Origin of the sequence: Natrialba hulunbeirensis JCM 10989 (assembly GCF_000337575.1) — an archaeon.
GTDB lineage: Archaea > Halobacteriota > Halobacteria > Halobacteriales > Natrialbaceae > Natrialba > Natrialba hulunbeirensis.
This window is the reverse complement of sequence record NZ_AOIM01000035.1, coordinates 237,225-259,906: the sequence shown is the minus strand read 5'-3', so window position 1 is coordinate 259,906 and position 22,682 is coordinate 237,225. Positions and strand designations below refer to the sequence as shown.

Genomic DNA, 22,682 nt, shown 5'->3' with positions numbered 1-22,682 from the left:
GCATCCACAGTCACGGCGTCACGTCATGCCGTGTTCTTCCTCGAGGCGGTCGTACTCCTCGTCTAGAACTTCGAGGACGGTGATCAGTGCACCGACGACGACCGGCCCGAAGAACAGCCCCATGATCCCAAAGGCGTAGATACCGCCGAGGACGCCGAGGATGATTACCGCCGGGCTAATCTCGGCGTAGCGGTCGACGACGATCGGGCGCAGATAGTCGTCCGCGACACCGACGACGATCGCGCTGTAGATCGCCAATCCGGCCGCGAGCAACGGCTCACCGATCACGACGAGGTAGATCGAGGCGGGGATCCAGACGAGCGGCGCGCCGATCAGTGGCACCAGCGAGAGAATTACCATGATAAACGTCCAGAACGCAGCGTTCGGGATTCCCACGACGAACAGGGCGAGTCCCGCGATAACGCCCTCGACAATCGCAATCAGGACGTGACCGGCGAGGACCGCCCACATCACGTCGTTCAACTCGCCGTAGAGGTCGTCCTGTACGTCCGACGGCAGCGGCGTCATTTCGCGGACCCACTCGAGTAGGTTGTCACCGTTCTTGAGCAGGTAGTAGAGCAAGAACAGGGCTAATCCGAGCCCGATGACGGCGTGTGTGAGTGCGCTGAACCAGGCGGTTGCCTGCTCGAGGACCATGGTACCGACCTCCTGGGCGGAGTCAGCAGCCGTCGCGAGCAGGTCGACCTCGATCCCGGTCTGGTCTTCGATGGCGGACTCGAGTTCGCTCACCTGCAGCGTCTCTGCATCGATCGATTGCAGCAGGTTCGCCGCGTCGTCTGCGATGACGGCGGCAACGAGGAGAAACGGGACGATGAAGCCGACGATGGCGAGGAGAACGAGCACCAGTGCGGCGAGCATCGGTGAAATGTACGACTCGAGCCGTTTCTGGAGTGGAAACAGGAGAAACGCGAGGAGGATGGCAAGCAGGACGTACTGCAGGAAGGGAACGACGAGCTGCCAGGAGAGGTACGCGAAGATGAGCACGAGCGTCAGGAGATAGCCCTTGCTGATGTTCACGGACAAGCAGACCACGAGCGGCGGGATAAAACCGGGCCCGGCATCGGTCGGTTCGCACTACCCACAGCACACACCGTCGTCGCCACCCCCACCGCCAACAGCGACATCTACAAGACGCTGGCTTCAGTACCTGACACCCATCCAATGAGTTCTGGTCCCCGCCAGCGCGTACTCGAGTGGGTCACGGACGAGCAGCTGCGAGTGGCAACGCTCGTGGGGCTGCTCGCGATTCCGTTCATCGTTGTCCCCGCCTGGGGAACTGCTGGTGAGACGAACACAGTGGCCGGCGGGTCGGTTTCGGGAGCGCCGATTCTCCTGTCCGGGTTCATCGTCGGCTACTACTACAGTGATCGGCCGACCCCAACTCGGCAGGCGAGCGTTCGAACAGGACTCGTGAGTTCGATCGGCGTGCTGGTCGTCTATCTCGGGACGGCGTACACGACGATACTCACGGAGTCGGTCGAGATCGCAATCGTTGCGTCGGTCCTCACACCGATTCTGGGACTGCTTGGTGTCGGGCTGACGGTTGTGCTGACAACAGTTGCGGCGGTTTTCGGCGAGTGGTTCGAGAACGGTGGTGCGCCGGGGCCGAATCAAACGCAGTCAGATGGCGACGCGGCAGCGCCGATGACGACGACCGAGTCCGGCCACACGACCCAGCGCTCGCGCTCGTGGCTGTTCGTCGCCGCCTACGGCGTGATCGTCCCGCCGGCCCTCGTCTACACGCTTGTCGTGAACCCCGAGGCCGGACCGGGAGTTGCCGTCGTCGCGCTCGCGATGTTCGCTATGGTGTTCGGCTCGGTGGGAACCCTGCTCGCACTCGCGAAGGATATCGGAACGCTCGGCCCGTCGAGGACGGCAAGATGGGCCGACTGGCGACTACACGTCCTCGGAGCGGTTGGACCGGCCGCGCTCGTCTACGCCGCAGCATACTCCCAGGGCGTCTCGTACCCGCCCGGCTACGCCATCTTCACGTTCATCGGTGCGGTCTGGCTCGTCGCCGTTACCTATCTGGCCTGCCGGCATCGATACACTGGGCAACAGCCAAAGAGCGGCTCGCCGGCAGGATAACGGGTTATCGGTCGTCTCCCATCAGCTGCCGGTCTGGTCGGTTCGATTCCGTCCTCACCTGCCCTTTTCCGTTCTTTCCGTTCTCGTCCCGTCCACTCACCCGTCAGTCTCGACCACCGTCGCAGTCGGAACTGCCCGCCGAACCCCACGAACAGCCCGCTCGGCGTTCGCCCGGGAGGTGTAGCCCTCACCGCTGTCGGCGATGATGTTCCCGTTCCAGTGCACCAGCCGCCACCGCCACTCGTCTGCGCGGTCCCGATACACTTCGAAGCGACTCGTTCGACTGCGTTCGGCTGTCGATTCTGAACCGTTCTCGTCGGTCGCCTCACTGTCGTCGTCGGGCGAGCCGACAGTCTCGGTGGGCGAGAGAACGACCGGCTCCAGTTCCGACTCTCGCTCCTGTCCTGCTTCTTCCTTTCCGTCCTCCGTCTCCGCTTCTGTCTCCAGTGATTCAACCCGCACACTCACGTCGTCGACTGGCTCCTCCCACTCGAGTTCGATCTCGAGTTCGTTGGTGACAGTGTGGAAGTTGTCGGTGTCTGTGTCTGCGCCGGTATCCACGGCTGCAGCTTCCGCTGTGTCTTTGTTCTCGCCCTCGTTTTCGTTTTCGCTTTCGTATTCGTATTCATCTTCATCCTCACCACTCGACTCGTACTCGCGTTCAACTTCGATTTCGAGGTCGACGCGCGAGGGGATCGTCACGGAGACGGTCTGGTCGTCGTCGTCGAGGAAGTGAAGCGGCCGCTCATGGTCGATCGCGACGGCGAGGTCGTGAAAGAGAGCGACGAGTACGTCGCGGTCGACGGTGTGTTCGTGTTCGACCTCTACCTCGTCCGGGCTGGAGTCGTCTCGGTCGTCTGCGTCGGGATCGGACGCCTCTGCAGGTGTCTCGTCGGAGTCCATAGGTATCCTACGACGGCAATCGGTGTAACGATTGCCGGCGATATGCCGGGTCCGGGACGAGTCGCCGCCGAACCCGAACGTAGAGAGGCCGGAGCGTTTTTGTCGGCGCGCTGTCTTCGCTCGCTCGTGACTTCCCGCGAGCGCCGCGTTGATGAGACTCAGATTCAGGGCCAGGACCAGGACCAGAGCCGGACCGTCGTATTCGACCGAGACGAGTACACCTGTCAGCACTGTGGGCAAGCGGGCGAGGACACGTCGCTGCGAGCACGTTCGGTCGACGACGTGGCAGCAGCGGGAACCGGAACCGACCACAACACACCCCCCGAGTCGGGGCATAGTAGCACGTTCGCAACCGTCTGCGTCTCGTGTGCAGCGATACTCGACGGTGAAACGGCGATCAAACCCGAGGAACTCGAGGAACTCGAGGGAGCCGAGGGAGCCGAGCGATTCCAGGGAACCGACGAACCGACCGACGCCGACGCAGGAGCTACCACGACGAGCGAGCAACTGTTCACCCTCGTCCGCGAGACGACCCAGAAACAGGGCGAAACCGTCTCCGACGTCGCCTCGTTCGCGTCACTCACGACGACGCTCCCGGCGAAAATCGCAGATGCCGGTGTAGCAAACAACGAGAGGAAGGAAAGTAACGAGTCGAATCCGACCACAGCCCTCGCCGAAACCGCACAGGAGTTCGTCGCAACCCGACGCTCCCTCCTGCTCGCCATCGCCAGCGTCGACCAGCGACTCACGCGACTGGACGAACTCGAGTACGATGCGCCGGCGGCAACCGACGACACCAGACCCGGTGAGTTGACGCCCGCGCTCGCGGCGTTTCTCGAGACAGCGACGGAGTTACAGGAGACGCTTCGAGAACTCGTCTCGCTCGCCGAACAGGTAACCGCGGGGCTGGGCCGGTGTCACGGCTGTTTCGGTGGTCTTTCCGAGAGCGAGATTCCGGCGACGCCGACGGCGTGTCCGACGTGTGGACGGACGAGCGCGGAGACGAGCAAGTGGCAACAGTCCGGGGCAGACTCGCCGACCGTCGACTTCGAGCGACTCTTTTCGGCGATAAACGAGACGCTTCAGGAGGCGTCCGCGACGACCGAGCGACTCACTGATCGGACGACGGCGCTCGCGACTGAACTGGTCGAAGCACAGTAACGCCAAACAATCGTCGTCACGACCGGCTACAGTTCGGTGGCCGACTCGAGTGCGATGTCGATCGCGCGGGCGACGTTGTTCTTCGCCTTTGCCGGCAGTTCGTCGTCCTCGGTGTCGGTTCCCTTCTGGGTGCCTTCGACGAGGTTGCCGTCGACGGTACAGATCGCGCCGGCGCGCAGGCCCTTGCGGCGGGCGAGCGTGAAGATCGCGGCGGCTTCCATCTCGACGCAGAGCAGGCCGGCGTCCTCCCAGTCGTCGACTGCCTCGTCGGTTTCGGCGTAGTAGGCGTCGTCGGAGGCGATCGGACCGACGTGGATGTCCTCGTCGTTCGCCTCTGCGGCGTCGACGAGCGAGGAGAGCACGTCGTACGACGGGACGGCGGGGTACTCGACGTCCTCGTAGCGCTTCGATGTGCCTTCGTTCTTCGCTGCGCCGCTGGCGACGACCATGTCGCCGATTTCGATGCCGGACTGGAGCGCACCGGTCGTGCCGACGCGGACGAACGTCTCGACGCCGACGTTCGCGAGTTCTTCGATCGCGATTGCCGCCGACGGGCAGCCGATTCCGGTCGAACAGATCGTCAGCTCTCGGCCCTCGTACGTGGCGTTGACGACCTTGTACTCACGATTCTGTGCGACGGTTTCGGCCTCGTCACAGTGGTCTGCGATGCGGTCGACACGGCCTGGGTCGCCCGGAAGCAGTGCGATATCGGTCAGGTCTCCCTCGTCGACCAGCAGATGCGGTTGGGTTGCCATACCGTCGCCTTCCGCGGGTGGCGAGAAAAAAGGTTCGAGAAGGTGGCGTCTGTGAGCGACACGCGGCGGTATCGATCTCCCCCAGCGATGGACATCAGTTCGAAGCCACGATGACTTCGTCGGGATGTACCGTAACGACGGCATCACCGACGTGGAACGTCACCTGCTCGACGGTGCGCTCGCGGCCCATGTTCGTCGCCTCGAAGAGGGAATCGAGGGCTTCCGGGTCGACGTAGTCGTACAGTCGGGTACTCGCCTCCGTCACGTCCTCGTCCCGGTACTGCGCCAACGCCGTTGCGACGGCGATACTCGGCGGTTCCGATGCTGTGCGGTCGTACCGGACGCGCCGACTGAATTCGCATCCGTGGGACTTGCGTGGCCTGTAATCTGTCATGTCTCTCCGTCACGTCTCCGTGACTCTCTATTCAGGAGGCCAACGGCGCGGCCCATATAGCTACCGTCAGACAACATGGGGTGAGAACCGCATGACGGCACCATCACTGGCGTCAGACGTTTGTATGACGTATTTTGCGGTTAGAATCTCGTACTGAGAAACTCGGTCACCCGCGACAACGACGGCGCGCTACGGGCCCCCTCTTCGCTCGCCGTCAATGCGCCACAAGCGTTTGCGAACTCGAGTGCACGCTCGATATCGACACTCGAAACTGACGATACCGAGGATGCTGACGGTTCCGGCTGTCCCACCCCGTCGTCAGACCCGAGGGACGTGCCCGCACACTGCTCGAGCAGCGTCGCGATGAACCCCGCGGCGAAGGCGTCACCAGCGCCGGCCGTGTCGACGGTGTCGACGTCGAATCCGGGGTGGACGTAGGAGCCGTCCGGCGTATGCACTTCCGCGCCGTCGCCGCCGTACTTGACGACGACGATCCGGTCGTCGAACGCCGAGCCGACGTACTCGTCCTCGAGGAGGCTGGCAATCTCCTGATCGTTCGCGAAGACGATGTCGGCGACGGCGAGTGCGTCGGTGTAGTCGCGGTCACAGAGTCGCCGTCCCGGATCGAAGCTGACGCTGACGCCGGCTTCGTTCGCCGTCTGGGCGATCGCACCGGCGGTTTCGGGTCGTTGACTCGTGAGGTGGACGTGATCCGCGCCGCGAATCCGATCGCGGTCGAGATCCGCAGGCGCAACGGCCTCGTTGACGCCGTCGTTGCCGAGAACGGCGACCTCGCCCTCGTCGTCGACGAGCAAATACTTGACCGCGGTGTCCGCGCCCTCGACGACCCGGAGCCCGTCGAGCGAGACGCCGGCGGACTCGAGTTCCCGGCTGGCCAGCAGGCCGTTGTCGTCGTCGCCGACGCTGCCGATGAGTCCGGTATCGAGGGAGAGATTCGCGAGTGCGGCGGCAACGTTCGCGGCGCTGCCCCCGCCGGAGCGGTGCTGAGAGCGGATTGCCGACTCACGGTCGGCTTCGGGGAGCCGATCGACACGAAGGGTCACGTCCCAGTTGACGTGACCGGCAGTGAGCACCCTGACCATTCATCGGAACGACGACCGCGGGTGAGAAAAGTCTAGGCAACTGCGAACAGGAGCACGTTGTGTACACCTGGGCCGAGGCCAACGGCGGCGATGAACGCGAGCACGAGTCGCGCCTGTCGCGGTGCCTCCTCGACGTACTCGCGGAAGAGACCGAGGACGACCATCGCGAGGGCGACTTTGACGACGATGAACAGCCAGCCGCCGCCGATGTACTCGGCCGTCGGCAGTGCGTGACCGGCGTCGAGGATGAGTTCCGAAAGCGGGACTTCCTCGCCGGCACCGAGAATGTCGTATCCGATTGCGGTCGAGACACCATCGAGCGCGTGGCCGAAGACGACGAGCACGCCGGTTGCACCTGTGACGGCGGCAACGTCAGTGAACCAGAGACCGAGGACGAGCCAGGCGAGTGCGGTGACGACCCCGGAGATCACGACGGCGATGACGGGCCAGAACGGCTCGAACGTGCCGAGTTCGACGCTCTCGAACAAGAGAAACATCGTGAAGACGGCGAAGAAGCCGGTGCCGACCGTCCCAAGCGGCCGCTCGATCGTCGGCTGCAGGCCGCCGCTGTAGAGAAAGATCGACAGCACCCAGACGAGTCCCGCAACCGTCGCCGTCACCAGGTAAACACTCGGCGCGGCGAACAGTACTTCTATCGAGTCGGGATACGCCTCAGTCCGGTGGAGAACGTGCAACGTCGACCCGAACAGCATCCACGGCGCAAACGCGAGCACCGTCCGATCGGTGACTGGCGGCCCCAACGTCCACAGCAGCGCAACGACACCCCCGAGCACGGCGAGAAGTGGTACGAGAAGGTACCACGCCGGGAGGACGAAACCCTCAGGCAATACCATACCCCCTACTGTCGACACCAGTAACTAACACTTTCCGATCAGTGACGATTCGTCTGACGGCCAGAGCCTACTCCTCCCAGGGTTCTGCCGTCGTCTCGCCGAACAACTCGCGCATCAGGGTGACGATGCTCTCGGGCGGGAACTGCCCGCGTTCGGTGACGATCGCGTCGATGTACCGCGGCGGCGTCACGTCGAACGCCGGGTTTTCGACAGTGAGATCGCTCTCGCTCCGGCTACTGTCTTCGTCGTCGTTCCCGTCTACGGCAGTCGATCGGGACTCGGACTCCTCGCTGGGAGACTCGATCTCCGCCCGTTCCTGCAGCGAGAGCACCTCCTGCTCGTCGCGCATCTCGATCGCAACCGTATGCCCCGTCATTGTATCCGGATGCAGCTTGATCGTCTGAGCCGCCACCATCACCGGTACGCCGCGTTCGCGCGCGTTCACCGCCAGCCCGCTCGTCCCAATTTTGTTGATCACGCTTCCGTCCGCCGCGATGCTGTCGGCTCCGACCAGCACGTGATCCGCCTCGTCCAGATACCGCCGCGCCGCGTTATCCACGATCAGCGTCACCGGAACGCCCAGTTCGCGCAACTGACGCGCCGTAATATGGCCCTGCTTCCTCGGGCGCGTCTCCTTGACGATCGCTTCGATACGCTTGCCGGACTCGAGTGCAGCCTCGATACACGCCAGGGCGTCCGTCGAGTGACAGTGGGTTAGCACGACGTCACCGTCGCGGAGTCGGTTCGCGCCGATTTCACCGAGCGTGGACTGGGCCTGCTCGAGTTCGGTGCGAAACCTATTGGCGCGCTCGATGGTCGACGCGCGGAGCGCGGTGACGGTCTCGCCCTCCATCCCGCGGAGGACGTATCGGAGGGCGTTCGGCAGGCTGACAGCGGTCGGGCGGGTCTCGTAGAGCTCGCGTGCGCCGGCGCGGAGGTCGCGCTCGAAGGCCGCCGGGTCGGGTGCCTCGGAGCGTTCGGCCTGCGTCGCGAGCGCCGCGGCGGCAGCGTCTGCGATCGTTGCAGCGCCGCGAATCCGCATCGCTGCGATGTCGTCGGCCGTGCTTGTGACGGCCGGGTCGACGACGGGGGGGTTCAGGTTCGGGTCCGGATCCGAGTCCATGTCACGCCGTTACACGCCACCAGGCAAAAGTAATCGGGCGGGTTTTTGATCGTTCGACGAGTCGGTCCGCTATGGCTCCGGAACTGGATCGCGACGAACTCGCGCCGCTGATCGACCACACCGTCCTCGGTCCCGAGACGACGACGGCCGACGTGGCTGCCGTACTGGAGGAGGCAGCCGAACACGGCATGAACGCCTGCATCCCGCCCTACGCGGTTGCGGACGCTGCTACGGCCCACGAGGACCTGACCATTGCGACGGTTATCGGCTTCCCCCACGGCCAGCAGACCCAGGAAATCAAGCGCCGCGAGGGCGTCGACGCCTGGAAAGCCGGCGCGGACGAACTCGATGTCGTCATCAACGTCGGCCGACTGAAAGCCGGCGAGGACGATGTCATCCGGGCCGAACTGGCCGAACTCGTCGCCGCGGTTCCGATTCCGGTCAAGGTCATCATCGAAACCGCACTCCTCACCGAGGAGGAGAAACACCGCGCCTGCGAGGCCGCCGTGGCTGCAGACGCAGCGATGGTAAAGACCTCGACCGGATTCGCGAGCGTTGATCCGGAGGATCAACGAGCGAACGGTGAAACCGTGAGCGGGGGCGCGACCGTGGCAGATGTGGAACTGATGAGCGAGTACCTGCCAGTCAAGGCCAGCGGCGGCGTCGGCAGCTACGACGAGGCGATGGCGATGGTTGAGGCCGGGGCCGAGCGAATCGGGGCCTCGAGTGGGGTCGAGATTCTGTCGGGTGCACCGACGACAGAGACGGAGTAAACAGAGGCAACGAAACGGAGAACGAGAACGGCGAACACTGCCGATAGAATTAGCTCACGTCCGCGGATTTGAATCGCGTGTACCCAACGGCGAGCGGTGCGACGATCCACGCACAGAGAACCACGGGTGCAAACTCCGGCTGGACGTAGAACGGCGCGTCGGCTGGCGGGAGGCTACCTCCCGCGATGTCAACGTCAATTGTCCGCATAACCTGGGAGAGCGCCTCGCTGGGGACGAGTTGCGAGACAAAACGGTACAGCGTAGGCGCTTCGGCGAAGCCGAGCACCTCCGTGTGGAGCGTCCGTACGTGACTGCCAATCGGAGCGAACAACGTGAACACGTTCAGCGCGACGTACACGCCGAAGCCGACGGCCGCCGCGCGGGCCTTACTGGCGACCGACGCAGAGATACCGATTGCGATGGCGACGTAGATGACGGCGTAGAGGGCCATCAATCCCATCGCGACGAGATACGTCCTGACCGGGAAAACTGGATACAGCGCGAGCAGCGAGACAGCCATGACGAGCGAGGCGCAAACGACACCCAGTACGATCACCGCACTTCGGCTCACAAATTTGCCTACGACAACGTCCCGGCGCGTGTTCGGCAGCCCGAGCAGGAACGCGATGCTGCCGGTCTCTCGTTCGCCGGCGATGGCGAGGTAGGCTGCGACCAGCGCGACGACGGGAATCAGGACCGATCCGGCGGTGACGACGCCGACCAGAACCGAAACGACGCCCTCGTGGGCAGTATCGTGAAACCGTAATTGGTCCCGCTGGATGACCATGAACAAACCGATGAAGCCCACGTAGATGGCGATGGCGAGCCAGACGATTTTCGAGCGACGGGCGTCCAGAAAGTCCTTCCGGGCAACGTCGAGGGCACTCATACGGACACCTCCGCGGACGACCGACGGTCATCGCCAGTTCCGTCGTCGTCAGTAGCGCTACCGCCACCACCGCCACCACTACTATCGCCCCCGTCAGGCACATCTCCCGTGTAGCGATTGAACAACTCCTCCATCGAGGCCGGCTCAGAGACGATATCCGCGACCGTCGCCCGCTCGTCGACGTGTCGCACCACGTCCACCTTCGCAGCCACGTCGTGGCAGTCGACGCGGAGTTCCGCTCCCTCGAGTGCAACCGCCTCGACGACGGGTAGTTGAGAGAGCTCAGCGGTGATCGACTCCGGCACCGACTCGAGTGCCAGCCGAATTCGCGACGACTGCTCCAGGTCGTCGCGGAGCGTCTCGATGTCGTCGAGGGCGACCAGCCGCCCGCCGGACATGATGGCGACGCGGTCGCAGACGGCTTCGACCTCGGAGAGGACATGACTCGAGAAGAAGACGGTCGTCCCGCCGGCGGCGAGGTCCTGAATCGTCGCGCGCAACTCCTGTACCCCGGTTGGATCGAGCCCGGACGACGGCTCGTCGAGCACGAGGAGGTCCGGATCACCGACGAGCGCCATCCCGAAGGCGAGTCGCTGACACATGCCCTTCGAGAAGCCGCCGGCGCGGCGGTCCGCTGCATCGGCGATGCCGACCCGCTCGAGGATGGCGTCGGGGTCGTCGGTCGCGTCTTTCGTTCGGATGACCCACTCGAGATGCTCGCGAGCAGTCAGTCTGTCGTAGAGACTGTAGCCGTCGGGGAGGACACCGATTCGCTCGCGGGTTGGCGCGAACTCGCCGCTGACGTCCTGGCCGAGCACCGTTGCGCTGCCGGCGGTCGGCGAAACGTAGCCGAGGAGGATGTTGATCGTTGTCGACTTTCCGGCACCGTTGGGGCCGAGAAAGCCGAATATCTCGCCTTCGTCGACGCTGAAGGAGAGGTCGTCGACGGCGAGGACGCCGCCCGGATACGTCTTTCGCAACCCGGAAACTTCGATGGGGACCATACTGGTGCTCGCCGCCATAGTGACAATATATTTTCGAATGTGTCTGAAAGAAAGGGCGATCGGGAACGGCGATCCACCGGGGTAGCACTCAATTTATTGGAGCTACTCGGACTCGAGTAGCCGCGAAACTACAGGCGACTCATCGGATCCGAGCGCCGACCGGACGAGCAGGTGGCCGCCGAGTTCGGCGAGGCTGATGACATCGTCGGCACCGGCGCGCTCGAGTTTCGCCGTGTTTTCGCGGTCGGTTGCGGCGGTAACGATGCGAACGTCCGGGCGGAGTTCGCGGGCGGTGAGAACCGCCAGCGCGTCCTCGGCGTCGTTGTTCGTCGCGACGAGCACGGTGCGTGCGTTCTCGATTTTCGCCCGCTGGAGCGGCCCCTCGTCGCTTGGATTTCCGGAGAGAACACGGATATCGCGCTCTGATAGTTCGCTCGCGGCGGCTTCGTCTCTGGTGACGACGAGGAACTGTTCGTCCGCGTCGGCGAGTTCGGTGACGATCGGTTCGGTCAGGTCCCCGTAGCCGAGGACGAGCACGTGGTTCTCGAGGAGTTCGAGTTCTGAGTCGGTCATGATTCCGAGTGTCTTTGAGATCCGGGCCTGAATCGCGGGGCCGACGAGCGCCCCGATGGCGATACCGAAGCTGGCGACGCCGAGGACGACGACAGTCATGGTGAAGACGATCGCCATCTCCGTCTCCGGACCGATATCGCCGTATCCGACGGTGCTCGACGTGATCAGGGTGAAGTAGAAGGCGTCGAGCAGGGTGTCAATGCCGTCGAACTCGTCGGCCAGCGCGTACGCGCCGAAGGTTCCGTAGGCCTGCACGCCGACGAGCGCGCCGCCGGCGGCGAGCTGTGTCGTCGTCAACGAAAGCGACCGGTCGAACTGCCGGCGGGTCAACAGCAGCGTCGGCATCGAGACGAGCGAGAGCACGACAAGCGGGTAGGAGTACTGACTGGCCTGGAGCAGCCCTTGAGCTGCCGTCAGCGGCATGAGCAGGAGGGTTGCCCACCAGCCGGCTCGCAGTCCACGGCGCAGTGCGAGTGCGCTCCCGACCATCAGAAAGCCGGTCAGCGCGCCGGTAAAGCCGGCGGCGTCCTGCACGGCTTCTGGAACGTGCGGTGCGAGCGGTCCCGAAACGCCCCCCGTTTCGATATTAATGATGCCGATGACGACGGAGAGCATCGCGACGAGCAAGGCGAGTCCAACGGCTGCGCGCGTCGTCACGATCCAGCGCCAGTTCTCCGGCAGTCGTTCGGTCACCCACTCGCCGATCATCTATACACACCGTTCCAGCCTGGGTGTAGTTAAGCGTCTCCGTCCGCGACAGCCGTCGAGCAACAGAACACGTCGAGCAACAGAGCAGCGCCACTGCACACCTCGGAGCGGTAGCTACTTGCCTTCGGCACCGATATCGCCATCTATGCCAACGGAGTGGAAACTGTTCGCAGACCTCGCCGAACGCGCCGGGGACAAACAGGTCACCGTCGACGCATCGGCCGGTGACACCGTCGACGACGCGCTCTCTGAACTGGTCGCAGACCGACCCGCCGTCGGCGACCGCGTGCTCACCGACGACGGCGACCTGCGATCGCAGATCAACGTCATGCGAAACGGAACGAACGTGCTCGTCGAAGAGGATGGACTCGAGACGGTACTCGAGGAAGGCGACGAACTCGCGCTGTTTCCGCCGGTCAGTGGCGGGTGAGGAGGGTGAGTACGAAGCTCAGAGCGCGCCACTGAGGACGAAATCCGGCTCCTCAGAAATTTTCGCACCTGCGTAGGAGGCGTCGCTGACGACGGCGGCCGTCTCCGGGATCAGTACCCGTGTCCGATCAGCACCGAGAGCGGCGGCGTCGCGGCTAATGGCGGCAAACAGCGATCGGGTTGCCTCAACGTCCTCCCAGGCACCGACGCCGTACTCGGCCCACGCTTCGGACTCGCCGTCGTCGTTCTCGCGCTCGTAGGTTCGGAGTCGGTAGGAGGCACCGACGTATTTCCCGTTGCGTTCGACGGCGAAGACTTCGGTATCGTCGTCTGCGTTGATTACGTCGTTCGTACCGTTCCCGTCACCCGAATCGGACGCAAAGTCCAGGAAATCCTGTCGCGTGAGTTCGCGCATTGCCCACGTCTCCTCTGGCGCGTAGCCGAGTCCGTTCAGGTGCTCGCGGGCGTCGCTGTGGGTCCAGTACCGCCAGGCGGCGCTGGGGTCGTTCGTCACCGTGTCGGGACCCGAGGCGTCGGGGTCCGGTTTCGGGTGGGCAAACCGGAACTCGGTCGCTGGTTCGAGACCGCTCTTTCGTGCCGCACCGAGCGACGCCGCGTTCCACGAGAAGACCATCACGCGGCCGACGGTTGCACCCTGTTCGCGCGCCCACTCGAAACAGGCGTCGTTGAGTCGGCCACTCAGCCCCTGGCGCTGGTAGTCAGGATTGACTCGCATCCCCTGGAACCAGGCCTCGTCGGGCGAAACCATCACGGCCTGGACGATTCCCGCGACGTCGTCGCCGGCGTCGGCGAGGAACGTCTTCTTGTGATCGTCGTCCTCGTCCTCGAGCCAGTCGTGGTAGACCGCCGGGATGTAGTCGCCGCCGCGGTCCGCCCAGATTTTCTCGGTGAAGGCCTTGACGCCCTCGTAATCGTCGTGCGTCGCTCGCCGGATATGAATTCCTACCGACATCGCGATCACTCCCAGGGAACCGACCGCTCCTGCAGTTCGCCGGCGATCGAGGTCTGCATCGTCTCGGTGACCGATTCCTCGTTTGCGAGCGCCCACATCAGTTTGACCTTCGCCGTCCCTGGGAGAGTGTCGCCGGCCTCGATGACGCCGGCGTCGAGGAGGTCACGACCCGTGTCGTAGACTCTGTCACAGACTCGTCCCTCGAGACACTGGCTGGTCATAACGACGGTCGTACCGTCTGCGATCAGTTCCTCGATTCGCGGGATCAGATCCGTGTGGACGTGTCCAAGCCCGGTTCCCTCGATGACCAGTCCCTCGGCACCCTCGACCACGTCAAGGAAGGCCGGATCCATTCCCGGCGTGAACTTCAGCAGTTCCACGTCGGACTCGAGTGCATCCGAAAGCGTGAGGTCGACCTCGCCGCGTTCCTGGTAGTCCCGCCGGAAGCTGACAGTTTCACTGTGATAGTCGACGGTGCCGAGTGGCTCTGCACCGACGGTTTCGAAGGCGTCGCGGCGGGAGGTGTGATTCTTTCGGACGCGGGTGCCGCGGTGGAGCGCACAGACGTCGTCCGACTCGGTGCCGTGCATACAGACGAGGACCTCCGCGCAGTCGCTCTTTGCGGCTTCGACGGCCGAGACGGCGTTCATCACGTTGTCCGAAGACGGGCGGTCGGCCGAGCGCTGGCTGCCGGTGAAGACGATCGGAACCGGCGTCTCGAGCATGAAGGAGAGCGCCGAGGCGGAGTACTGCATCGTGTCGGTGCCATGCATGACGACGACGCCGTCCGCGCCGTTCTCGATCTCCTCGTGGACCGCTTCGGCGAGGTCCTGCCAGATCGGCGGCTCCATGTTTTCCGAGAGGATGTTCGCGACGACGCGCCCGCGGTAGTTCGCACGACCGGCCAGATCGGGAACGGCGCGGAGCACGTCCTCGGCGTCGAACTGAGCGGTCACCGCGCCAGTTCGGTAGTCGACCGTCGAGGCGATGGTGCCGCCGGTCGAGATCAGCGAGATGGTCGGGAGGTCGTCGTCGAACTCGACTTCGTCGCTGGCATCGTCGTCAGCGTCAGCGTCAGCGTCTTCTGCGGCGTCAACCGCGTCATCGCCGTCAGCGTCGCCGTCGATCTCGTACACATCTTCTGCGAGAACCGAAATGTCGGCCCCGTCTCGGTCGACACCGACGTTGTACCCGCCCTCGAGTTTCACCACGAGCTGCTCGTCCGTGCTGGAGGGAAGCAACACGCCTTCGTACGTGCGATCCGCGCGGTCGACGCGAACGCGATCGCCTGGATTCATACGAACGGGTTGCGCGTCGGCGGACTTGAAGGCACGCTTTCCGCCCAACGGCAGCCGACTCCCGACCCGCTCCTACCCAGCGACGCCGATCACGACGAGTCCGAGTCCGGCGAGCAAGAGAACGCCCGCAATCATCGCCGTCAACAGCCGAACCGTCGCCAACGCGTCCTCGGACAACTCGAGTCGGGGGTAGAAGTGACGGGCGGCAGAGAGTGCCCCCAGCCCGATCGCGATGGCGATAATTCCGAAGGCGACCAGATCGACGTTCACACTCCTCTCTACCAGCCCGTTGGTGATAAACGTCGTCCGTGTCGGTGAGGACGGTCACGGCAGGAAACTGAAATTGAAATTGAAATTGAAACTGCATCCGTGCTCTGGCGGGGGTACTCGAGTACCCAAACACGAACAAGGAGAAGCCCGGTCACGAAAGGTGACAGGACAGGGAAAAGACCATGGTGCCGGCGATCCAGCGTTCGTATATGAACGACCGCTCGGACGAGGTGACCGAGCAGCGAGACGGCGACCCCCGCTCAACTGATGACCTCCTCTCAGAAACGGAGCAGTTGCTCTCGGAGACGGGTGGTGGCGGTGGGACTGGTACTGGTGGTCCCGGTGATCCAGGTGGGACAGCCACCGCAGACACCACATCGAGCACCGCCGCCGATCCAGCAATGGACGACCTCTCGGAGTTTGGCACCGGTCCGGAACCGGAACCGGAACCCGAACTCGAAGCACGCGAGCGGACGGCGGCCGACTCAGGTGGCTCTCGCCTCGGTAAACTCACGGGCGGACGCTCCCTCAAGGAGTACTTCTCTCCGAAGGCGTTTCTCGCCCTCGTGCTAACTTTCGCTGTCGGCCTGTTCGCTGGCGGCGCGGTGATCCCCGTCGCCGGACAGCTCATCGGTATCTTCGCCACCGCCTTCCTGATCGGCGTGATTACGTCGAAACGCCGGTATCTGGAGCTAACGAGCGCTGGAATCACGGCCGGCATGCTGACGACGCTGGACCCGGTTTACTTCGCACTCGGCTCCGGCCTGACGCTACTCGGAATCGGTGCGTCGATTGGGTTCGTCGCCTCCGTCGCCGGCTACTACTTCGGTCGCGACCTTCGGGACGGACTGGTCCGAGACGTGCCGTAAGCCGCCACTCGTATATTGTTGCATCAGGTTTCAGAACCCAATACCATGCCACAGGAGTACGACAAACTCGTTCGAGACGACATTCCGGAGCTGATTTCGGAGGACGGAGCGACGCCAGTCACACGAACTGCCAGCGACGCAGAGTACGAAGCCTACCTCTGCAAGAAACTGCGCGAAGAGGTCGAGGAGTACGTCACCGACCGAGATGTAGACGAGTTAGCCGACGTACTCGAGGTGCTCCACGCGATACGGAAGTTCGAAGGCGTCTCCGAGCAGGAGCTTCGCGATCGGAGAGAACGAAAGGCCGACGAACGGGGCCGATTCGACGATCGGCATATTCTCGAGCGCGTGACAGACTGATTCGAGCGCGTGACAGAATAACCGGACGCGAACTACCCGTTCGTCGTCAGCTCCCAGCCGCGCTCCGTCCGCTGAACGATTCCCTCGTCTGCCATCGATTCTAACAACTCCGCGATAACTTCTCGCGGCGCATCGAGCTCTCGACCCAGCTCACCAACCGACTTCGGTTCCGTTCGAACCGTCGCCAGCAAGTCGGCGTAAATACGACTCTCCGGGCCAGCACCAACCGTTTCTGAAATCTGATCGAGCACGTCGTACAGCTGACTCTGCACCCAGCGCTGGGCCAGCGACAGTTCGTTCTCGAGTTGCTCGAGTTCCTCGAGTGCACCGAGGAGTTCGTCGAGTTCGTCGAGTTCGTCGCAGGCGACGTCGAGGGTGAGGTGACGACAGGTAGAGATATCGAAGCTGTTGTTGGTCGGGTAGGCGCTCTTGCTGGCGAAGCCGTAGGGAGAGACGGTGACTTCGAGGCGGACGTTACGGGCGATGTGGAAGTACTTCCGGCGCTGGTCGTCGACGTGGCTCTCGATCAGGCCGGCCTCCTCGAGTTTGCGGAGGTGTTCGATGACTGCCTTGGGACTAACGCCAATGTATTCGGAGATTTCAGTCACGTAACAGGGTTTGCGAGCGAGAAGACGGAGGATGCGCCTCCGGTTCTCGTTTCCCAGTAGATCCAACAAAGCGGCGGAGTCCATCGGTGGAGGGTATGGTATCACCGCTGAAAAGCGTGTCTGCTCGGGGGAGGAGGCGTGACGTGCTCACACACGGGACTCCCGAACAACGGTAGTGAGATGGGGTGTCTGTGCCTGCGTCCGCGGCGATGTCCGTGTCCACGGTTGTGTCTGTGTCCGCGCCTGTGTCAGTACCGACGCCGGTACCAGTATCGACATCCGGTTCAGCAACAGTCACTCAGTTCGACGAGCCGACTTCGGTTTCCTCCGGCGCTGACGACTACCTGCGTTCTGTCGACTCCGCGGACGAGTCCCTGTTCTGCGCTGGGTTGCCGTCCTCGTCCGTCGAGTCGCCGCCGCGATCGGTCGTCCCGTTTCCGGGGCCAGTCGATGAACTCGAGTGATCAGCCGACTGGTCAGGGGCGGTTTCCGAGTTCTGGGAGACGTTCTGACTCGATTCGTTCGTGTGACTGGCGTTCTGTCCGTTCTCCGGTTCGGCACGTTGATCGGGTTGGTCGGGGGCAGATTCAGACGTTTCGTTGGCACCGTTCCCCTGGTTCTGATCCTGTCCCTGTCCCTGATCTGAACCCTGACCAGGCCGCTGGTCCTGATCAGGATCGGGTCCGGAACCAGCGCCAGCTCCCTGGTTTCCGGGCGAACTGCCAGTGTCTTGCTGTTCGGCACCGCTATCTGGGCCCGCGTGTGCCGGTGGACCGCCACCAACGCCAGGGTGGTCCTCGAAGCCAGGAAGCCCCCGTGCAGTCGTCGCCACTTCCGGACCAGTGAGCGATGACGCGTTCTCCTGAAGCGTTTCGAACCGCGTCGGATCGTGACCGACCGCGACGCCTTTCGGCTTCGTTCGATCAATCGAGTCGTTTAGCGAGGCGATTTCGACAGTCAACCGCGTCAATCGAGCCTGATAGGCGGCCGTGGAGAGTTCGTCCTGTCGCTCGCGAAGTTCCTCGCGTTCGGCCTCGAGTTCGGCGAGACGAGTGTCGAACGACGTCGCGCGTTCATCGACGAGCCGTGATTTCGAGTCGTTGTCGGCCGTCTCGTACCTCGCGTCGAACAACCCGTCGTCGACTGCGTGTTCAGCCTCTGCTGACGTCGACTGCATAAACTCGGCAACGGTCGTGTTCGGACTCGTTGCGTTCGAGTTCGCATCCGATCCAGACTCTGATCCGTCGGTATCACTCGTCTCGTTCGTAAACAGCGCCGAGACGGCGTGTGCGTGTGCCTGTGCGTCCGTGTCCCCCATCTCGTCGGGCGTCGCAGGGACGACAGCCGCACCCGCAACGGGAGCGACCGTCAGTCCGATGACGGCAAGAAGGACGAAGCCGACGACCCGAGTAGTACTCATCGTGTTCACTACCATCTCTCTCGGAACGTCCTAAAAAGTCGAACCTTCGTTCGAACCGTTCAATCACCAGTGGTGATCGATACACTGTGTTCTGAACGGTTCACCGGCCGTCCACGTCGAGTTCTGAAACCCGCATATTCGCCAGGAACAGGGCGAAATCAGCGGCTGAAACCGATGTGAAACGTGAAACAGTACCCTATATGCTGGGTGATAGACGTGAAAAGGCTCTGATAGCGGACCGGGATAAGCCTGTCTGCCAATAGTTATGTCACTGCGGACCATGGGTACTAGTGTCATGTTCGAGGCCTTCTCGCGGAACTACTACCTCGGGCGACTGTACGTGACCCCAACCGACGGGGACCACGCGCTCATGCACAGCGACCAGCACGAGCGGATCAACGAAGCGGTGTACGCGACCGGTGACGGCGTCGAACCGCTCGACACACCACTCGTGATGAAACTCGAAACCCAGCATTTCCCCGTCCACGGTGACGCTGCCGTCCCGACGGACACGCTCGCCCTCCCAGAATCGGTACTCGCAGACACCGAGATCAAAAACCCGCCCTCGCTGCGGGAGGTACTCCTCGCACGACGTGAGTGTGCCACGCAGTTGCTGTCGCTCTTTCCGGGACTCGAGTGCGCGGGGCTGACCCAGCAACGCGACGGTACCGACTCGCGTCTCGGGGACGACTTCCCGGGTGCCGGAACCTAGATTTAGAAGTACTCTCGGATCACCTGTTCGGTCAGATGCTCGACGAGTTGCTCGGCCGCGCGTCGTTAAAGGAGCGCATCGACGAACTCGAGGAGGAGCGTGACAATCTGGCGGCGCGCTACGAGGCCGAATCCGAGCGCCGAGCCGATGCTGCGACGGCCAGACAGGAGGCCGAAGCGGAAGTCAACCGACTCGAAGACCGCATCGCACAACTCGAGGGCGAACTCGAGCGCCTGGACGACGATGACGCGGCGACGACGGGACTCGAGTACACCCGTCAGGAAACACTTCGCGGCGGGCGACTCGAAGAGGTACTGGATCGACTCGAGTCGGTGCGAACTGAGCCGGAGGGAGCGTTGACGGCGGTGGTCGCGGATGAGGACGACCTGCGTTCGACGGGGCGAAACGAGCGCCACGGGCCGCAGTTCGACAGCGATCTCGCGGCCGTGCTCGGCGAGCGAACCGTGCTCGTGGACGAGGCCGCGCCGTGTCTGCTTTGTGTCGACGACGCTGGGCTCGTTTCGGTGGTACTCGAGCCGCCGGTGTTACCGGCCGAGTTAGGTTCGGGCGACGGTGGTCGTAGTGGCACTAGAAACAGCAATAGCAACGCCAGCGCCAGCACTAGCCCAACCACCAGCGACTTCGAATCCGGCTGGCGAGACCGCTTTGCACTCGAGCGCGAGTGGTTCCTGCCGACGGGGCGCTCGGTGCTCGCGCTCGTCAGAACCGACCTGTTTGCGGTCGGGATCTACGACGGCGACGACCGCGTCGCCTACCGCGGATTCGAGAGCGACGTGAAGGGCAGTCACTCTAAAGGCGGTTTCTCGCAGGCCCGCTTCGAGCGGATTCGCGACGGCCAGATCGACGACCACCTCGACGACTGTCAGGATGCCCTCGCCGACGTCCTCGCGGACGAACCCGACGCACGCCTCTTTCTTACGGGCCAGCGCGGCGTCATCGAGACGCTGGCCGACGAATCGAACTTCGCACCGGACGCGACCGCAGCCGTCGACGCGACCGGCGATCCGAAGGACGCACTCGAGGACGCCTACGGCTCGTTCTGGACGACCGAGCTGTCAGTGCTGTAGCGGTCAGTGGCTGGGCGAGTGTACTGGCTGGTAACCAGTTCACTGTAGCGGCTGGTGATCAGCCGAGCGCGGTGGCCGGTAACCAGTCGAGCGTGGTGATCGGTGCCCAATAAAGTTGGGGAAGTAACATTTTACAGGGAACACGGCGGGAGGAAACAGTCATCGCCTGCTGCGAACTCCATCGTTAAGTACCCCCCAGTGCATTCGTCGGTATGCGCGTCGCAATCCTCGCACACGAACAGTTCCCCGGACGGGCCAAGACAGCGCTTGGCATCCTCCGGTACGCCGACTACGACGTGGCCGCGGTCCTCGACCGCGACACGGCAGGCGACCAGGTCACCGACTACGTTCCTGACGTCCAGGACGCACCCATCGTCGAGAGCATGGACGCTCTCGCGGACGACGACCTCGACGCCCTCATCATCGGTATCGCCCCCATCGGCGGCGGCCTCGAAGACAGCTGGCGCGACGACATCAGGGCCGCACTCGAGTCCGGCTACGACGTCATCTCGGGACTACACCACTTCCTCTCGGAGGACGACGAATTCAGTCGACTGGCGGACGAGCACGGCTGTGAGTTGCAGGACGTGCGCAAACCGCCCGAAGACCTGACCGTGAGCCAGGGCATCGCGGACGAGGTCGACGCGGAGGTCATCCTCACCGTCGGCACCGACTGTGCGGTCGGCAAGATGACCGTCTCGATGGAACTCGCCCGCGACGCTCGCGACGCCGGCTACGACGCCGCCGTCATCCCGACCGGCCAGACCGGCATCATGATCGAGGGCTGGGGGAACCCGATCGACCGCGTCGTCTCGGATTTCACCGCCGGCGCGGTCGAGGAGATGATCCTCGAGAAAGGCGACGAACACGACTACCTCTTCGTCGAAGGCCAGGGCAGCATCGTCCACCCGGCCTACTCGGCGGTCACCTGTGGTATTCTCCACGGCGCAATGCCAGACAAACTCGTCCTCTGTGACGAGGTCGGCCGCGAGGCCATCCACGGCTACGAATCGGTCTCCCTGCCGCCGATCCAGACCTACGTCGACCTCTACGAGGACCTCGCCGAACCCGTCTCCGAGACAGGGTCCGAGGTCGTCGCCGGCGCACTCAACACGGCCGAACTCGACGACGACGAGGCGGCCCGCAAGGCCGTCGACGACTACGCCGACGAGCTCGGCGCACCCGCCGTCGACGTCATCCGTCAGGACACCGACGAGGTCCTGGAGGTGCTGCTATGAGTCTTCACACGAGCTTCCAGCGGCGCACGCTGCCACTCGAGTACCCCTTCACCATTTCCCGCGGAACGAAGACCGAGACGGAAACGGTCACGGTTCACATCGAGGACGACGAGGGCAACGTCGGCATCGGCGGCGCGGGGCCGTCCGAGCACTACGGCGAGACGCTCGATACGGTCGAGGCGCTCCTGCCGGATCTGCTCGCGGTCGTCGAGGACGAGAACGATCCCCAGCAACTCGCACGCATCGAGCGCCGGATGCGCGAAACCGTCGAGCGCAACCCGTCGGCCCGCTGTGCGGTCAGCATCGCGCTGCACGACCTCGTCGCGAAGCGCCACGACGAGCCGCTGTACCGGTACTGGGGACTGGACCCCGAGGAGACGATCCAGAGCTCCTACACCATCGGGATCGACGACACGGATACGATGCGCGAAAAGACCGAAACCGCCGTCGAACGCGGCTACGGTACCCTGAAGGTCAAACTCGGCACCGACCGGGACATCGAAATCATTCGAACGCTGCGAGAGGTCGCGCCGGACGCGCGCCTGTACGTCGACGCCAACGAGGCCTGGACGCCTCGCGAGGCCGTCTCGAAGATCGAGCGCCTCGCCGAGTTCGATCTGGAGTTCGTCGAGCAACCGATCCCCGCGGAGAACGTCGAGGGCCAGCGCTTCGTCTACGAGAACGCGGCACTGCCGATTGCAGCCGACGAGTCCTGTATTACGGTCGATGACGTGCCCCAGATTGCAGGCCGTTACGACATCGCGAACCTGAAGCTGATGAAGTGTGGCGGCCTGCAGGAAGCAAAGCGCATCATCCACACCGCCCGCGCTCACGGCATGCAAGTGATGTGTGGCTGTATGAACGAGTCGAACGCCTCCATCGCGGCGGCCTGCCACCTCGCACCGATGCTCGACTACGCCGACCTCGACGGTTCGCTACTGCTCGAGGAGGACCCCTACGACGGCGTTCCGATGCCGAACGGTACGATCGATCTCGCCGCACTCGACGTGCCGGGAACTGGCGCCCAACTCGAGTAGTCGACTGCGCTCGTCGACGAGCACCGTGGTG

25 protein-coding genes are annotated in these 22,682 nt (G+C 63.7%); 10 read left to right on the top strand and 15 right to left on the bottom strand.

Annotated elements, in window-relative coordinates:
- Positions 1 to 18 precede the first annotated feature (18 nt).
- Entirely contained in the window at positions 19 to 1,038 is a 1,020-nt protein-coding gene (locus tag C483_RS12540) for an AI-2E family transporter (RefSeq protein WP_006653728.1), read from the bottom strand.
- Between the two features lie 144 nt (positions 1,039 to 1,182).
- Between C483_RS12540 and C483_RS12535 the strand changes: the two genes are divergently transcribed.
- Entirely contained in the window at positions 1,183 to 2,109 is a 927-nt protein-coding gene (locus C483_RS12535; RefSeq protein WP_006653727.1) for a DUF5518 domain-containing protein, read from the top strand.
- A gap of 96 nt (positions 2,110 to 2,205) precedes the next feature.
- Here the strand turns inward: C483_RS12535 and C483_RS12530 are convergent, their stop codons facing one another.
- Complete coding sequence (locus C483_RS12530) at positions 2,206 to 3,012, bottom strand: amphi-Trp domain-containing protein (protein WP_006653726.1); 807 nt, start codon at positions 3,010 to 3,012, stop codon at positions 2,206 to 2,208.
- 126 nt (positions 3,013 to 3,138) lie between these two features.
- On the opposite strand from C483_RS12530, the gene C483_RS12525 reads away from it, so the two are divergent.
- Positions 3,139 to 4,173: an HNH endonuclease gene (locus C483_RS12525; RefSeq protein WP_049912650.1), complete on the top strand. Its 1,035-nt coding sequence runs from the start codon at positions 3,139 to 3,141 to the stop codon at positions 4,171 to 4,173.
- Positions 4,174 to 4,199: 26 nt separating this feature from the next.
- Here C483_RS12525 and C483_RS12520 read toward each other — a convergent pair whose 3' ends face one another.
- From C483_RS12520 to C483_RS12500, 5 genes are all read right to left on the bottom strand, one after another.
- Positions 4,200 to 4,928, bottom strand: coding sequence for a nucleoside phosphorylase (locus C483_RS12520; protein ID WP_006653724.1), 729 nt, complete (start codon positions 4,926 to 4,928; stop codon positions 4,200 to 4,202).
- 94 nt (positions 4,929 to 5,022) lie between these two features.
- Positions 5,023 to 5,322 carry a HalOD1 output domain-containing protein gene (locus tag C483_RS12515; protein ID WP_006653723.1) on the bottom strand — a complete coding sequence of 100 codons (300 nt, stop codon included), beginning with the start codon at positions 5,320 to 5,322 and terminating at the stop codon, positions 5,023 to 5,025.
- A 140-nt stretch (positions 5,323 to 5,462) separates the two neighbouring features.
- Positions 5,463 to 6,425, bottom strand: coding sequence for a carbohydrate kinase family protein (locus C483_RS12510; RefSeq protein WP_006653722.1), 963 nt, complete (start codon positions 6,423 to 6,425; stop codon positions 5,463 to 5,465).
- 32 nt (positions 6,426 to 6,457) lie between these two features.
- Positions 6,458 to 7,279 (bottom strand): DUF63 family protein, encoded by an 822-nt coding sequence (locus C483_RS12505; protein WP_006653721.1) that lies wholly within the window; start codon positions 7,277 to 7,279, stop codon positions 6,458 to 6,460.
- 67 nt (positions 7,280 to 7,346) lie between these two features.
- Positions 7,347 to 8,402 carry a ribose 1,5-bisphosphate isomerase gene (locus C483_RS12500; RefSeq protein WP_006653720.1) on the bottom strand — a complete coding sequence of 352 codons (1,056 nt, stop codon included), beginning with the start codon at positions 8,400 to 8,402 and terminating at the stop codon, positions 7,347 to 7,349.
- Between the two features lie 71 nt (positions 8,403 to 8,473).
- Between C483_RS12500 and deoC the strand changes: the two genes are divergently transcribed.
- Complete coding sequence (gene deoC, locus C483_RS12495) at positions 8,474 to 9,175, top strand: deoxyribose-phosphate aldolase (RefSeq protein WP_006653719.1); 702 nt, start codon at positions 8,474 to 8,476, stop codon at positions 9,173 to 9,175.
- 49 nt (positions 9,176 to 9,224) lie between these two features.
- Here the strand turns inward: deoC and C483_RS12490 are convergent, their stop codons facing one another.
- The 3 genes from C483_RS12490 to C483_RS12480 all read right to left on the bottom strand — a co-directional run bounded on the left by C483_RS12490 (position 9,225) and on the right by C483_RS12480 (position 12,349).
- Positions 9,225 to 10,064, bottom strand: a complete 840-nt coding sequence (locus tag C483_RS12490) for an ABC transporter permease subunit (protein WP_006653718.1) — start codon at positions 10,062 to 10,064, stop codon at positions 9,225 to 9,227.
- Positions 10,061 to 11,068, bottom strand: coding sequence for an ABC transporter ATP-binding protein (locus C483_RS12485; RefSeq protein WP_049912684.1), 1,008 nt, complete (start codon positions 11,066 to 11,068; stop codon positions 10,061 to 10,063). The genes C483_RS12490 and C483_RS12485 overlap by 4 nt, the downstream gene beginning before the upstream one ends.
- Before the next feature lie 102 nt (positions 11,069 to 11,170).
- Positions 11,171 to 12,349, bottom strand: coding sequence for an NAD-binding protein (locus C483_RS12480; protein ID WP_006653716.1), 1,179 nt, complete (start codon positions 12,347 to 12,349; stop codon positions 11,171 to 11,173).
- A 145-nt stretch (positions 12,350 to 12,494) separates the two neighbouring features.
- On the opposite strand from C483_RS12480, the gene C483_RS12475 reads away from it, so the two are divergent.
- Positions 12,495 to 12,779, top strand: a complete 285-nt coding sequence (locus tag C483_RS12475; protein WP_006653715.1) for a ubiquitin-like small modifier protein 1 — start codon at positions 12,495 to 12,497, stop codon at positions 12,777 to 12,779.
- Between the two features lie 18 nt (positions 12,780 to 12,797).
- On the opposite strand, the gene C483_RS12470 is transcribed toward C483_RS12475, so the two are convergent.
- The 3 genes from C483_RS12470 to C483_RS12460 form a co-directional block, all read right to left on the bottom strand.
- Entirely contained in the window at positions 12,798 to 13,751 is a 954-nt protein-coding gene (locus C483_RS12470) for a GNAT family N-acetyltransferase (RefSeq protein ID WP_049912682.1), read from the bottom strand.
- 5 nt (positions 13,752 to 13,756) lie between these two features.
- A complete protein-coding gene (gene gatD, locus C483_RS12465; protein WP_006653713.1) occupies positions 13,757 to 15,049 on the bottom strand; it encodes a Glu-tRNA(Gln) amidotransferase subunit GatD in 1,293 nt (430 codons plus the stop codon).
- 72 nt (positions 15,050 to 15,121) lie between these two features.
- On the bottom strand, positions 15,122 to 15,319 hold the full coding sequence (locus C483_RS12460) for a hypothetical protein (protein ID WP_006653712.1): 198 nt from the start codon (positions 15,317 to 15,319) through the stop codon (positions 15,122 to 15,124).
- A gap of 209 nt (positions 15,320 to 15,528) precedes the next feature.
- Here C483_RS12460 and C483_RS12455 point away from each other — a divergent pair, with 209 nt between their 5' ends.
- Both C483_RS12455 and C483_RS12450 read left to right on the top strand, forming a co-directional pair.
- Complete coding sequence (locus tag C483_RS12455) at positions 15,529 to 16,188, top strand: hypothetical protein (protein ID WP_049912681.1); 660 nt, start codon at positions 15,529 to 15,531, stop codon at positions 16,186 to 16,188.
- A 45-nt stretch (positions 16,189 to 16,233) separates the two neighbouring features.
- The gene (locus C483_RS12450) at positions 16,234 to 16,548 is read left to right on the top strand and encodes a nucleoside triphosphate pyrophosphohydrolase (protein WP_006653710.1); all 315 of its coding nucleotides are present in this window, start codon (positions 16,234 to 16,236) and stop codon (positions 16,546 to 16,548) included.
- Positions 16,549 to 16,580: 32 nt separating this feature from the next.
- Here the strand turns inward: C483_RS12450 and C483_RS12445 are convergent, their stop codons facing one another.
- A complete protein-coding gene (locus tag C483_RS12445; protein WP_006653709.1) occupies positions 16,581 to 17,240 on the bottom strand; it encodes an ArsR/SmtB family transcription factor in 660 nt (219 codons plus the stop codon).
- A gap of 256 nt (positions 17,241 to 17,496) precedes the next feature.
- Entirely contained in the window at positions 17,497 to 18,576 is a 1,080-nt protein-coding gene (locus C483_RS12440; RefSeq protein ID WP_049912679.1) for a hypothetical protein, read from the bottom strand.
- Between the two features lie 295 nt (positions 18,577 to 18,871).
- Between C483_RS12440 and C483_RS12435 the strand changes: the two genes are divergently transcribed.
- The 4 genes from C483_RS12435 to C483_RS12420 all read left to right on the top strand — a co-directional run bounded on the left by C483_RS12435 (position 18,872) and on the right by C483_RS12420 (position 22,651).
- On the top strand, positions 18,872 to 19,288 hold the full coding sequence (locus C483_RS12435; protein ID WP_006653707.1) for a DUF5802 family protein: 417 nt from the start codon (positions 18,872 to 18,874) through the stop codon (positions 19,286 to 19,288).
- A 35-nt stretch (positions 19,289 to 19,323) separates the two neighbouring features.
- The gene (locus C483_RS12430) at positions 19,324 to 20,376 is read left to right on the top strand and encodes a Vms1/Ankzf1 family peptidyl-tRNA hydrolase (protein ID WP_006653706.1); all 1,053 of its coding nucleotides are present in this window, start codon (positions 19,324 to 19,326) and stop codon (positions 20,374 to 20,376) included.
- Positions 20,377 to 20,588: 212 nt separating this feature from the next.
- Positions 20,589 to 21,614 carry a DUF1611 domain-containing protein gene (locus C483_RS12425; RefSeq protein ID WP_006653705.1) on the top strand — a complete coding sequence of 342 codons (1,026 nt, stop codon included), beginning with the start codon at positions 20,589 to 20,591 and terminating at the stop codon, positions 21,612 to 21,614.
- Complete coding sequence (locus tag C483_RS12420) at positions 21,611 to 22,651, top strand: dipeptide epimerase (RefSeq protein WP_006653704.1); 1,041 nt, start codon at positions 21,611 to 21,613, stop codon at positions 22,649 to 22,651. Before C483_RS12425 ends, C483_RS12420 begins: the two co-directional genes overlap by 4 nt.
- Positions 22,652 to 22,682 lie beyond the last annotated feature (31 nt).